We start from the raw sequence: 12453 nt of genomic DNA, 5'->3' as shown, positions 1-12453 counted from the left end.
CAAGGAAAAATTGCGCCGTCCAGGGGGCAAAAGACCCGCTGATTGGACATGTTGACATTTTTCAAACAAGCCCTACAGCTATATCAAGAAATTTCAAGCCGGTCGAAAGGGATCACCATATTTTTCTTTCATGCCGCCCTCCTTACCGCCCCATCCGCTCCGCCAGGGTGTGGGCAAACGCCCGGGCGCGCTGGACCTTCTCCGGGTCCAGGAAGGTGGTCTGGTAGCCCAGGTCCCGCTCAGAAAGCATCCCGTCGTAGACCAGGGAGGAGTGCTTGCAGTAGCGGCGCATCCCCTCCTCAAAGAGGTCGGCCCCCCGCTCGGGGCGGTAGCCGCAGGTGGTGATCAGGGCCATGTGCTTCCCCGCCCACAGGGCCGGACCCCGCGTCTCCCCGTAGAACTTGTTCATGCCGTACATCAGCCGGTCCAGAGCCGCCTTCATGGGGGCGGTGCAGTACCAGCAGTAGATGGGGCAGGCCAGGAGCAGACCTTCGGCGGCCTGCACCCCGTCGAAGACCTCCTGCATACCGTCGTGGATGGCGCAGCCGAAGCCAGTCCAGTCCCTCTGGCAGGTCCGGCAGGCCGTACAGCCGCGGAGGTCCATCTCATAGAGCCAGAAGACCTCCGCCTGGCGCCCCAGACCCTCCCACTCCTCCAGGAAGGGCTCCAGGAGGGCGTTGGTATTCCCGCGCCTCCGGGGGCTCCCCATCAAAACCGCCAGCTTTATGTGCTTCCCATCCTTTCTCTCGTCTATTTTCCCACACAGAACCGGGAGAAAATGCGCTCCACCACGTCCTCCCGGACCGTCCGGCCGGTGAGCTCCCCCAGCCGCTCCAGGGCGGCCTCCACGTCGGTGAGGACGGCGTCGGGGGTCACCCCTGCCTCCAGGCCCCTCTGGGCCTCCTGAAGGGCCTCCAGGGCCCCCTGGGCCGCCTGGGCCTGCCGGGCGTTGGTGAGGACCGCCCCGTCCTCTCCCCCCTTCCCCTGGGGGAAGAGGGCGGCCACGGCCTCCCCCAGGGCCTCCAGCCCCGCCCCGGTCCTGGCGCTGAGGGAGACCTCCGGGGGCATGGAGTCCAGGGAGAGGGCGGGGACCGGGGCGGGGGGCAGGTCGGCCTTGGTGTGGACCAGCACCGTGGGGGCCAGGGCGAGGGCCTCCTCCAGCAGGGCGGCGTCCTCCGGCGCAGGTGGGGCCGAGCCGTCCCACAGCACCAGAATCAGCCCCGCCCCCTCCAGGGCGGCCCGGCTCCGCTCCACCCCCAGCCGTTCCACCGGGTCCCCGGTGTCCCGGAGGCCGGCGGTGTCGATGAGCCGCAGCAGCACCCCGCCCAGGAGGCACCGCTCCTCCACCGTGTCCCGGGTGGTGCCGGGGATGGGGGTAACGATGGCCCGCTCATAGCCCACCAGGGCGTTGAGGAGGGAGGATTTTCCGGCGTTGGGGCGGCCCACAATGGCGCAGGGCACCCCCCGGGTCAGGAATTTCCCCCGCCGCCAGGTGGCCAGCAGGGCCTCCAGCCCTTGGCGGGCCTCACCCAGGGCCCCGGCGATCTCCCGGGCCCGGAAGGGATCGATGTCCTCGTCGGGGTAGTCCAGCACCGCGTGGAAGTGGGCCAGCAGGTCCACCAGGCCGCTGTAGACCTCCTCCACCCGCCGGGACAGGGCCCCGGTGAGCTGCCCCGCCGCCGTCCGGAGGGCCTGGGGGGTCTCGGCCTCCAGCAGGTCGGCCGCGGCCTCGGCCTGGGGCAGGTCCAGCCGGCCGTTGAGAAAGGCCCGCCGGGTGAACTCTCCGGCTTGGGCCGGCCGGGCCCCGGCGGCGCAGAGGGCCTCCAGCCCCAGGGAGAGGACCAGGGGGGCGCCGTGGCACTGGAGCTCAGCGGTCTCCTCCCCGGTGTAGCTGCGGGGGGCCCGGGAGACGGTGGCCAGCACCTGGTCGATGACGCGGCCCTCCCGGTCCAGCAGGGAGCCGTAGACCAGCTTCCGGTCCGGGGCCTGGGCCAGGGGTCGGCCGTTCCCCGCCCGGAAGACCCGGTCAGCCGCCGCGATGGCCCCCGGCCCCGACAGCCGAAGGATGCCGATGGCCGACGCCGCCGCCGGGGTGGCAATGGCCGCGATGAGCTCCGACATGGAAGCCAGTCCCCCTTTCCGGCCCCCCGCCCCTTCCTCCGGCGGGCGGGCCATTTTTGTCAAAAACGCCACGCAGATTTCCCTTGACAGCGGTGTTATGTCCACCTCAGTGCATAATCCACTTTTCCACCTTTCCACATCACTTGTGGAAAACCCTGTTGATAATGTGGAAAACCCTTGGGGCCAGACGGTTTCTCTCCAAACGGCCTGCGGGCCCGAAATGAATACCTTTCCGTATATTCCACGTCGAAGGTGGGGTTTTCCCCGGCGGGGCAAACTCAGATCTGCTCCGCCAGCCGTTGGGAGATGACCCGGGCCGCCTTGACCCCGGAGGCCCCGGCCTGGGCCAGGCCCCGGGTGATGCCCGCCCCGTCGCCGATGGCGAACAGGCCGGGGAGGCAGGTCTCCAGCTCCCCGGTGAGGGCCAGGCGGGCGGAGTAGAACTTCACCTCGGCCCCGTAGAGGAGGGTGTCGTAGTTGGCGGTGCCGGGGGCCAGCTTGTCCAGCTGGTAGATCATCTCAATGATGTCGTCCAGCTGGCGCTTGGGCAGGGCCAGGGACAGGTCCCCGGGGACGGCGGCGGTGAGGGTGGGCCGGGTAAAGGACTTGTCCATACGGTGGGCGTTGGTGCGCATCCCCTTCACCAGGTCCCCGAACCGCTGGACCAGCACCCCGCCGGCCAGCATATTGCTCAGGGAGGCGATATGCTTGCCGTAGCGGTAGGGCTCGTTGAAGGGCTCGGTGAAGCGGTTGGACACCAGCAGGGCGAAGTTGGTGTTCTCGCTCTGGAGGGCGGGGTCGGCGTAGGAGTGGCCGTTGACGGTGTTGATACCCTCCACGTTCTCGGCCACCACATGGCCGTAAGGGTTCATGCAGAAGGTCCGCACCTGGTCGCCGTAGGCCTTGGTGCGGTAGACCAGCTTGGACTCGTAGACCACGCTGGTGATGTGCTCGAACACCCGGGCGGGGAGCTCCACCCGGACGCCGATATCTACCTGGTTGTTGAGCAGGGGAATGCCCAGGCCCTTGCACTGGTTGGCGAACCACTCCGCCCCGGAGCGGCCGGGGGCGGCGATGAGCCAGTCGCAGGAGACCTCCCCGCCTCCCTCCAGCGCCAGACGGTAGCCGACGTCGGCCCGGGCGATGGCCTTCACGGCGGTGTCAAAGCGAAACTCGATGCCCCGCTTCAAATCCTCGTAGATGTTCTGGAGGATCACCAGGTTCTTCTCGGTGCCCAGGTGCTTCACCCGGGCCTGGAGGAGGTGGAGGTCGAACTCCAGGGCTTTTTTCTCCAGGGCCCGGGCCGCCGGGGTGCCGGTGGAATAGGTCTCCTCGGTGGCCCCGTGGGCCACGTTGATGGAGTCTACATACTCGATGAGGTCCATGACCTCCCGGGCGGGCATGAAGTCGGTGAGCCAGCCGCCGAAGGCGGTGGTGAAGTTGAACTTGCCGTCGGAGAATGCCCCCGCACCCCCGAAGCCGCACATGGTATCGCAGACCTTGCACTGGACGCAGTCCCGGACCCGCCCCGCCACAATGGGGCAGCTCCGGCTGTAGATGTCCCGGCCCCGCTCCAGAATCACCACCCGGAGCGCCGGGCTCCGGCGCATGAGCTCGTAGCCGGCGTAAATTCCGGCCTCGCCGCAGCCGAGGATGGCCACGTCGTATCTCTCGTTCATCTTCCTGACACAGCTCCTTTGTCCACCAGAGTGGGGGCAGATTTCATCTATTTTTAGTATAGCATGTCCTGTCAAGATGAAAACCGCCCCTGAGCCGGCAGGCTCAAGGACGGTTTTATGGGCGTTCTCAGGGGCGGATCTTGGATGCTCAGTCCAGGGCGGCCCGCCCCTTCCGGGGCTGGAGGAGGCGGAAGAGCAGCCAGGACTCGGGGCGGCGCTGGCGCAGGAGGAAGTCCAGCCCCAGGCTCAGGGCGGCCCCCAGGGCCACGTCCACGATGGAGTGCTGCTTTAAGAAGACGGTGGACATACAGATGAGGACGCACAGCGCCATCAGCGCCCCCCGCAGGAGGGGCTGCCGGGCCATGGCCTGGGACCGGGCCGCCTCCAGGGCCACCGTCACGGTGACGAAGACATGAATGGAGGGACAGACATTGGTGGGGGTATCCGTCTTCCGCAGAAGGCGGACCATCTCGCTGAACAGGTCGTCCCCCACAATGGGCCGGCGGAGGAGCTGGCCGTTGGGGAAGAGGGCGTAGAGGGCCAGGCAGATGGTCAGGCCCAGCAGCATACTCCGGCACAGGCAGAGGTAGCGCTCCGGGTCCTTGCGGTAAAAATACCAGAACATCCCCGCCACCATGGGGAACCAGGCCAGATAGGGCAGGATAAAGGCCGCGCAGAAGGGGATGTAGGCGTCCAGGCCGCTGGAAATCCAGTACCTGGGGTGGACATACTCCTCCAGCAGGAAAAAGCAGACCATGTAGAGAAAAAAGTAGAAAATGGGCAGGGCCAGCATTCGCCGGCGGGTTTGCTCGTTCTCCCAGGGGGCGTCCATGGCAGCCGCACCTCCTTTCCTTGGTAAAGACGATTGTACTCCTGAATCTGTAACAAGTACAGTGGAAAATTCTAAAGAATTTTTTAAATTTTTCTGGCGGCTTTTTTAGGGCTTGTTTGAAAATGGGCGATGTGTCCGGCAGCGAGGGATTTTGGGCCGCTGGCAAGCAATTTTTTCGCAGGAATCCTGGCGGATTGCAAGGAAAAATTGCGCCGTCCAGGGGGCAGAAGCCCCGCCGGTTGGACATGTTGACATGTTTCAAACAAGCCCTAGGCAACATCGCACAAAGATTGTGCACCAGATGCGCCAGCAGATGGTGTGCAAAGCCGTCAGGCGCGCTTTGTGCGGCGGCGCCTTTATCCCGCCTCCAAAGGGGCGATGGTGACGCCGGTGTAGTAGTGCTCCAGAATCTCCTGCCAGGAGGCCCCCGCCCTGGCCATGGCGTTGGCCCCGTACTGGCTCATGCCTACCCCGTGGCCGTAGCCCGTCACCGAGAAGGTCACCCCCTCCGCCCCGGCGGTGACGGTGAAGTGGGCCGAGCGCAGGCCGAAGAGGCTCCGCAGCTCGGAGCCCTTCACCACGACGCCCCCCACCTCCACGGTGTTCACCCCGCCGGAGGAGGTGGGCCGGAGGCTCTGGAACCAGCCAGAGGGGGCCCCGGACAGGTCGGCCTGGGGGTATTGGGCCAGGAAGGTCTCCCGGAAGTCCTCCAGAGAGACGGCGACGGTGGTGTGGTAGTTGGGGACCTCCTCCCCCTCGGGGCTCTCCACCCCGGTGAGATAGGGCACGCTGCCCCCCCAGACCTCCACCGCGTCCAGGGTCCGCCCCGCCGCCGAGGAGAAGAAGACGGCGTCAATGAGCGCCCCCTCATAGAAGATGGCCTGTCCGTCGGTGGAGGAGACGGCGTCGGTGATTTTCGCGGCGTAGGCCGAGGCCCCGTCCCCCCAGTTGGCGGCGGCCTGGTCCGGGTCCAGGTAGGCCTGGCAGCAGGCGATATCGGTACACATGTCGGCCTCCGGGTGGTTGGGGTTGGTCCCAATGCCCATCTGGTAGAGGGTGTAGGTCCGGGCGGTGACCGCCTGGGCCCGGAGGGCCTCGCGCTCGAAGGAGGCGGGCATCTCGGCGGCCACCACCCGCCAGAGGTAGTCCGCCAGGGTGAGGGTGGCCGCCGTTCCGTCCTCCATCCGGACCCGCACCAGGCGGCTGGCGTCGCTGCCGGGGGTGATGGCCGTGCGGTCGATGGGGAGGGTGGCGGTGGGCAGGGGGTCCTCCTCCGGGTCCTCCGGCGGCCCTCCCAGAAAGAGCATGGGCCCCAGGAAGACCACTAGGAGCAGAATCAGGGCGGTGGCCACCACCGTTCGCATCGCTTGCATTGTCCGCCTCCTCCCGGGCCGCCGGGGCCCCTTTCCACATCTGCCGCCATTCCCGCGCCCCTCTTGACGGAAGGGGCGCCCTGGGCGTAAAATGGGGAACATCCATCGCTTGACAGGGAGGTTCCACTTATGTCCCAGGAGGCACATTCCCGCGGCTTTATTGAGAGTCTATGCGGAGAATTTCAGAAGCATAACTATATTGACCCCGCCCTCTACGAGCACATCGACGTGAAGCGGGGGCTCCGCAACGCCGACGGCACCGGCGTCATGGCCGGCATCACTCAAATCGGCAGCGTCCAGGGCTACTACATCCAGGACGGGGAGCGTCTTCCCATGGAGGGCCGGCTCATCTACCGGGGCATCGACGTGGAGGAGCTCATTCAGGGCTTTATGGCCGAGGGGCGCTTTGGCTTTGAGGAGACGGCCTACCTGCTCCTCTTCGGGACCCTGCCCACCCGTCAGCGGCTCCAGGACTTCAACGCCGTCCTCTCCGAGCTGCGGCCCCTGCCCCCCAACTTCACCGAGGACATGATCCTCCGGGTACCGGGCCGAGACGTGATGAACCGGCTGGGCCGGTGTGTGCTGGCCCTCTACTGCTACGACCCGGAGCCAGAGGCCCAAGACCTGGCCAATGAGCTGCGCCGGGCCCTCCAGCTGGTGGCCCGGTGCCCCATGATTGTGGCCCACTCCTACGCCGCCAAACGGCACTACTTCGACAACGACTCCCTCTACCTCCACCGGAGCCAGGAGGGGCTGTCTTTGGCGGAGAACTTCCTCCATGCCATGCGCCACGACAAGCGCTTCACCCCCGACGAGGCCCGGCTGCTGGACCTGTGCCTGGTCCTCCACGCCGAGCACGGCGGCGGCAACAACTCGGCCTTCGCCTGCCGGGTCCTCTCCTCCTCGGGCAGCGACATCTACGCCGCCATCTCGGCGGCGGTGGGGTCCCTGAAGGGGCCCCGCCACGGCGGCGCCAATAAGAAGGTCATGGAGATGTTCCGCTACCTCCAGGAGGGGGTCTCCGACTGGAGGGACGACGGCCGGATTCGGGACTTCCTCCAGAAGCTCCTGCGCCGGGAGGCCGGGGACCGCAGCGGCCTCATCTACGGCATGGGCCACGCCATCTACACCCTCTCCGACCCCCGGGCCAAGCTGCTCAAGCGCTTTGCCAAAAAGCTGGCCGGCCAGAAGGGGATGCTCCCGGAGTTCGAGCTGGTGGAGTCGGTGGAGCGCCTGGCCCCCCAGGTCATCAACGCCCACCGGGGCCAGGACAAGCCGGTGTGCGCCAATGTAGACCTCTACTCCGGCCTGGTCTACCAGATGCTGGGCATCCCGGAGGAGCTCTACACCCCCCTCTTCGCCATGGCCCGGATGGTGGGCTGGTGCGCCCACCGGGTGGAGGAGGTCTACAACCCCGGCAGCAAGATCATTCGCCCGGCCTATAAGGCCGTGGCCCCCCTCCAGCCCTTTGTTCCCCTGGACCAGCGGGGCTGAACAACCCTCTGAAGACGCAGAAAGACCATGTCCCCGCCGCGGAAGCCGCAGCGGGGACGTGGTCTTTTTATGGTTGGTGAATTGAACTTATTCTTTCGCGGTCTCCGAATGGTGCGCCGCCGCCTCGGTGAGGAAGAAGGTAAAGTTCCCGTTGGCCACCTCCACCCCCTGGTCGTCGGTGAGGGAGACGTGATAGACGCACAGGGTCCGGCCCAGCTTCTCCGGGGTGGCCCGGCAGACGATCTTTTGATTGGTCCCTTTGGCGGGCCGAAGGAAATTGAAGGCGTAGTTCACCGTCACAGGGTACTGCCCTGTGGCGGCTGACACTGCGCTGCCCCCCACCGTGTCAGCCAGGGTGGCCAGGCAGCCGCCATGGACAATACCATAGATGTTTAAGCTCTCCGGATGGATCTGCAGCTCACCCTCCGCCGACCCATCTTCAAAAAACTGCGTGACAACGACATGATTATAGACAGAAAATGCGTCCTCCGCTTTGCCCTCTTTCACAGAAAAGGATGCGCCCTTACTGTAGGAAGCCATCCAAAATCCTCCCTTCGGCCTCTTCCTCGGTGAGGCCCAGCGTCATCAGCTTGAGAATCTGTTCCCCGGCGATGCGCCCAATGGCCGCCTCATGGATGAGCTGGGCGTTGGGGGACTCGGCGGTGATGGCGGGAATGGATTTGATCTGGGCCTCCCCCATGATGATAGAGTCGCACTGGACGTGGCCGAAGCACTTGGCCTCGCCGATGACCCGGGGGTAGAAGGTCTGCTGGGACTGGTCCTGGGCCACGGACCGGGAGATGACCCGTCCGGAGGCGTCCTCCCCGGCCAGGACGATGTCCATCTCAGACTCGGCGGTCTGCCTGCCGTGGGTCAGGAGCTTTTCGGTGATGACGGCCTCGCCGCCGGGGCCCACCACGATCTTGGTGTACCGCTTGGTGGAGTCCACCCCCCGGATCTGGGTGGTCTCCATGTTGATGGAAGCCCCCTCCTCCAGGTAGACGATGGTCTGGGGGTTGAAGATGCGCTCGCCGGTGCCCTCCCCCTCGCCGTAGTGCTTTTCATAGTAGCGGACCTTGGAATTTTTACCCACATAGAAGGTATGGACGCCGTCGTGCTGGGTGGTGTCGCAGCCGGCGTTGTGGATGCCGCAGCCGGCGATGATGTCCACGTCGCAGTCCTCGCCGATGAAAAAGTCGTTGTAGACCGTCTCGGTGAGGCCGCTCTGGGTGAGGACCACCGGGATGTGGAGGGACTCCTGCCTGGTGCCGGGGGCGATGTGGATGTCGATGCCCGACTTGTCAGTCTTGGTATCGATGACGATGTGGGCGGTGCTCACTCTTCCGTCCAGCTTGCCGTCCTTGCGGATATTGTAGGCCCCCACCGGAAGACCGTCCAGATCGGCGATCTCCTTGAGGAGCCGGGCTTCTATTCTGTCCATGGGCTCAGGCCTCCTTCATATAGCTGCACCCGGACACGGTGTTGGCCAGGATTTGGGGGAAGACCGCCTCCTTGGGGCCGTGCTGGGTGATGACGCCGTCCGAGATCAGCACGATCTCGTCGGCCAGGTCGATGATGCGCTCCTGGTGGGAGATGACCACCAGGGTGGCCCCCCGCTCGTCGTGGAGGTGCCGGAAGGTTTCGGTAAGCCGGGCGAAGGACCACAGGTCGATGCCCGCCTCCGGCTCGTCAAAGATCATCAAATCGGCGTTCCGGGCCAGGATGGAGGCGATCTCGATGCGCTTGACCTCGCCCCCGGAGAGGGAGGCGTCCACCTCCCGGTCAATATAGTCGGCGGCGCACAGACCCACCCGGGTCAGGAACTGGCACTCCTCGTCGTGGGTGAGGTTGTCCCGTCCGGAGGCCAGCTCCAGCAGGTCCCGGACCCGCAGCCCCTTGAAGCGGGGGGGCTGCTGAAAGCCGTAGCTGATGCCCCGCCGGGCCCGCTCGGTAACGGAGAGGTGGGTGATGTCCTCCCCGTTCCAGAGAATCTGCCCGCCGGTGGGCTGGACCAGGCCCATAATGGCCTTGGCCAGGGTGGTCTTGCCCCCGCCGTTGGGTCCGGTGATGACCACGAATTTGTGGCCGGCGATGGAGAGGGAGACGTCCCGGAGGATGCCCAGCTCCTCCCCGGACTCGTCGGCCACCTGATAGGATAAATGCTTGATTTCCAGCATAGTAACGACTCCTTTTGTGTCTCTCGTTGGGTGCGGGGCTATTTTACCACAATTCCGATTGATTTACAAGTATTTCTTTTGACCCCTTAAAAATTTTATAGTTTGGCCGTACAGCCGGCGCTTTCGGGACCTTTGGCCGCCTTCGTGCATAGTATGGACCGAAACCATGGGAATTAGGAGGCGTTGCGCGATGGAAATGGAACAGATGCCCCAGCCCGGCCCCGGCATGTGCGGGAGCGACCGGGAGGTCTTTCAGCGGGTCTGGCGGCGGGTGATGGAGACCGGCGGCGGGGAGAGCCCGGTGGAGGTGGCGCCGGCGGAGCCGGAGCCGCCGGCCCAGACCCTCCCCGCTCCGGCCCTCCCGGCCCCTGCCCTCCCGGCCGCGGAGGAGGAGGCCTGCTGTCTGGGACCGGCCTCGGCGGTCTACGGCGAGGTCCTCCAGCGGTTCATTCAGGGGGAGCTCCAGGCTGCCGCCGCCTACGCCGCCCTGGCCCGCCTGGGCGGACGCCGCTCCGCCGTCCGCCTGTCCGCCCTGGCCGCCCAGGAGCGCCGCCACGCCAAGCGGCTCTCCGCCGCCTATTTTCTCATCTCCGGGGTGTACTACCACCCCGCCGGCCAGGCCGCGCCCCGGCTGGAGCGCACCTTCCTGGGGAGCCTGCGGGCCCGCTTCCTGGCCGAGCAGCGGGAGGAGGCGGCCTACCGGGCGGCGGCGGACTGCCGGGACCCCTGCCTGCGGGAGCTCTTCCTGGAGCTGGCCGGGGAGGAGCGGGGCCACAGCCGGACCCTCCGGGGCATTCTGGAGGAGCTTTAAGGGCCTCCTTCCGGCATAGCCGCCCCCTCCCTCGCATATAGATACACCACGACTGCAAGGAGCGTGGGAGAGATGTCTGTGTGAAAGGGAACATCGAGGAGCGGGCCTGCCGGCTGGCCCTTTACATAATCGAGAACAAGGCGACGGTGCGCGCGGCCGCCCAGCGGTTCGGCATCAGCAAGTCCACGGTCCACAAGGACCTCCAGGACCGGCTGAGCGCCTTCAACCACCCCCTCTACCTCCAGGTCAAGGCGGTGCTGGACGAGAACAAGGCCCAGCGGCACATCCGGGGCGGCATCGCCACCCGCCGGAAGTATAAGGGGGGCTGACCCCCCCTGCGCGGGGCCTGTAAGCAACAGACTTTTCTTACAGCAGGAAAAGCTGCAAGGAATTGTCCATGGGACAGCTCCTTGCAGCTTTTTCGCGTTCGACTTGCAGTTTTGCGGCAGGCCATTTCTCCTCCGCCCGGCGGTCAGGCCCGGGGCGGCTGGGCGGGGCTGTCCAGGCACAGGGCCACTGTCAGCCCGCCGGCGCCGGTCTCCACCCACACGGCGTCCGGCGCCCCGCCGCAGGGGGCCTCCCGGGTCAGCACCGGGGGCCGGATGTCACAGTGCAGTCCGCGCCCGGCCAGGGCGGTGGCGGCGTTGCCGCAGGAGATGTTGGTCAGCTCGCACAGCGCGGACTGGACCAGCTCATCCACCTCGCTGAGCTCCATCATGGTCATGGCGCGGACCAGGTACAGGGCCAGTTCCTGAGAAAAGCCGAGGACGGCGGACCCCTTCAGGTCCCCCACCAGGGCAAGGGAGATGAAAACATCCCCCTGGAGGGTGCGGCCCTCCGCCGCCTGCCGCCGGGCCTTCGTCCGGTCCAGGCCGGTCATGGTCTCCATCACCTCCAGGGCGCTGCCGGCAAAGAGGTCCACATACCGGTCAAAGGCGCTCTCATCCGGGGCGGACACCGCCCCGGCAACGATTTTCTGGTCGGTGTCAGCCACATGGTAGATCAGCCAGGCCGTCACGGCGCCGGCCAAATCCTTCTTGGTGCCCAGGTCAAAGCCGTTTTCCCGCAGTTTCGTTTCATAGCTCAGCACGGTCTGCGTAAACTGCCGGTGCTCCTCCTTGTGGGCCTCCATGCCGCTGTAGTGAATGGAGGCCTGGTAGTCCTCCTCATCCCGGAAGTGGTAGATGACATAGTCCGTCAAAAAACCCAGCGCCTTTTGATAGACCTCCACCGGAGCCCGCTCCGCCACGGCCTTCACCAGATCTTCGGTCATGCGGAAAAGTTCGATGTGCTGGCGATCAATCCGCTCCACGCCGATGCGATAGCTGTCTTTCCACATCATGGGTATCCTGCGCCTCTTTCTTGATAATGGTTCTTGTTACTATTTTATCACGAAGCGGAGAGCAAGGCAACCCAAATCTTTAAGAATCAAAATTCCGACAGCGGGCCTCCGATCCGGGCGTCAGGCCGTGATGCCGCCGCCGAATTCGGAGAAGGTGAGCTGGGGATTGCGCTCGGCCACCCAGTGGATGGACCACCGGGAGGCGAAGAGCAGGAGCTGACTGCCCTTGTAGTCCTCCACCAGCTTCACGTCGGTGCCCAGGATCAGGTCCTCCTCCTTGACGGGCGATCCGTCCTCGGTGGTAATCCAGCGCAGGTACTCGTAGGGCAGGCCCTCCATGTAGAGGTCCACCCCGTATTCATTTTTCAGCCGGTACTCCAGCACGTCGAACTGGAGGGTGCCCACCACGCCCACGATGACCTCCTCCATGCCGGTGTAGGGGGTCTTGAAGATCTGGATGGCGCCCTCCTGGGCGATCTGCTCCACCCCCTTGAGGAACTGCTTGCGCTTCATGGTGTCCACCGAGCGGATGCGCTCAAAGTGCTCCGGGGCGAAGGTGGGGATGGGGTCGAACTGGAACTTCTTCCCCGGGGCGCACAGGGTGTCCCCGATGGAGAAGATGCC

The 12453-nt window shown here is 65.6% G+C and carries 12 protein-coding genes and 1 pseudogene; 3 read left to right on the top strand and 10 right to left on the bottom strand.

All coding sequences use genetic code 11. The features are described 5' to 3' along the window. Window positions 1-142: 142 nt before the first annotated feature. The 5 genes from Q0K09_RS08700 to spoIID form a co-directional block, all read right to left on the bottom strand. A complete protein-coding gene (locus Q0K09_RS08700; protein WP_294475346.1) occupies window positions 143-727 on the bottom strand; it encodes a flavodoxin family protein in 585 nt (194 codons plus the stop codon). A gap of 23 nt (window positions 728-750) precedes the next feature. Then, entirely contained in the window at window positions 751-2121 is a 1371-nt protein-coding gene (gene mnmE / locus Q0K09_RS08695) for a tRNA uridine-5-carboxymethylaminomethyl(34) synthesis GTPase MnmE (protein WP_294475345.1), read from the bottom strand. Between the two features lie 278 nt (window positions 2122-2399). After that, entirely contained in the window at window positions 2400-3800 is a 1401-nt protein-coding gene (locus Q0K09_RS08690; RefSeq protein WP_294475344.1) for an NAD(P)/FAD-dependent oxidoreductase, read from the bottom strand. Between the two features lie 148 nt (window positions 3801-3948). Then, a complete protein-coding gene (locus Q0K09_RS08685; protein WP_294475342.1) occupies window positions 3949-4632 on the bottom strand; it encodes a phosphatase PAP2 family protein in 684 nt (227 codons plus the stop codon). 356 nt (window positions 4633-4988) lie between these two features. Next, window positions 4989-6005: a stage II sporulation protein D gene (gene spoIID / locus Q0K09_RS08680; RefSeq protein ID WP_294475340.1), complete on the bottom strand. Its 1017-nt coding sequence runs from the start codon at window positions 6003-6005 to the stop codon at window positions 4989-4991. A gap of 129 nt (window positions 6006-6134) precedes the next feature. On the opposite strand from spoIID, the gene Q0K09_RS08675 reads away from it, so the two are divergent. Further along, entirely contained in the window at window positions 6135-7499 is a 1365-nt protein-coding gene (locus Q0K09_RS08675; RefSeq protein ID WP_294475338.1) for a citrate/2-methylcitrate synthase, read from the top strand. 87 nt (window positions 7500-7586) lie between these two features. On the opposite strand, the gene Q0K09_RS08670 is transcribed toward Q0K09_RS08675, so the two are convergent. Genes Q0K09_RS08670 through Q0K09_RS08660 form a run of 3 tightly spaced genes read right to left on the bottom strand, consistent with a single transcriptional unit; the run spans window position 7587 to window position 9676 of the window. Beyond that, on the bottom strand, window positions 7587-8039 hold the full coding sequence (locus Q0K09_RS08670) for a PaaI family thioesterase (RefSeq protein WP_294475336.1): 453 nt from the start codon (window positions 8037-8039) through the stop codon (window positions 7587-7589). Further along, entirely contained in the window at window positions 8023-8940 is a 918-nt protein-coding gene (locus Q0K09_RS08665) for a SufD family Fe-S cluster assembly protein (RefSeq protein ID WP_294475334.1), read from the bottom strand. Before Q0K09_RS08665 ends, Q0K09_RS08670 begins: the two co-directional genes overlap by 17 nt. Window positions 8941-8944: 4 nt before the next feature. Further along, on the bottom strand, window positions 8945-9676 hold the full coding sequence (locus Q0K09_RS08660) for an ATP-binding cassette domain-containing protein (protein ID WP_294475332.1): 732 nt from the start codon (window positions 9674-9676) through the stop codon (window positions 8945-8947). 190 nt (window positions 9677-9866) lie between these two features. Here Q0K09_RS08660 and Q0K09_RS08655 point away from each other — a divergent pair, with 190 nt between their 5' ends. Then, entirely contained in the window at window positions 9867-10487 is a 621-nt protein-coding gene (locus Q0K09_RS08655) for a rubrerythrin (RefSeq protein ID WP_294475329.1), read from the top strand. 80 nt (window positions 10488-10567) lie between these two features. Beyond that, window positions 10568-10816: a sporulation transcriptional regulator SpoIIID gene (locus Q0K09_RS08650; RefSeq protein ID WP_294475327.1), complete on the top strand. Its 249-nt coding sequence runs from the start codon at window positions 10568-10570 to the stop codon at window positions 10814-10816. A gap of 143 nt (window positions 10817-10959) precedes the next feature. Here Q0K09_RS08650 and Q0K09_RS08645 read toward each other — a convergent pair whose 3' ends face one another. Both Q0K09_RS08645 and Q0K09_RS08640 read right to left on the bottom strand, forming a co-directional pair. After that, window positions 10960-11829, bottom strand: coding sequence for a bacteriohemerythrin (locus Q0K09_RS08645; protein WP_294475325.1), 870 nt, complete (start codon window positions 11827-11829; stop codon window positions 10960-10962). Between the two features lie 120 nt (window positions 11830-11949). Next, window positions 11950-12453 (bottom strand): annotated as a pseudogene (locus tag Q0K09_RS08640) (peptide chain release factor 3); the annotation flags it as partial.

The organism is uncultured Intestinimonas sp., assembly GCF_944387725.1.
In the GTDB taxonomy this organism is placed as follows: Bacteria; Bacillota; Clostridia; order Oscillospirales; family Oscillospiraceae; genus Intestinimonas.
The sequence above is the reverse complement of the archived record's forward strand: the minus strand, read 5'-3'. Positions and strand labels throughout refer to the sequence as shown.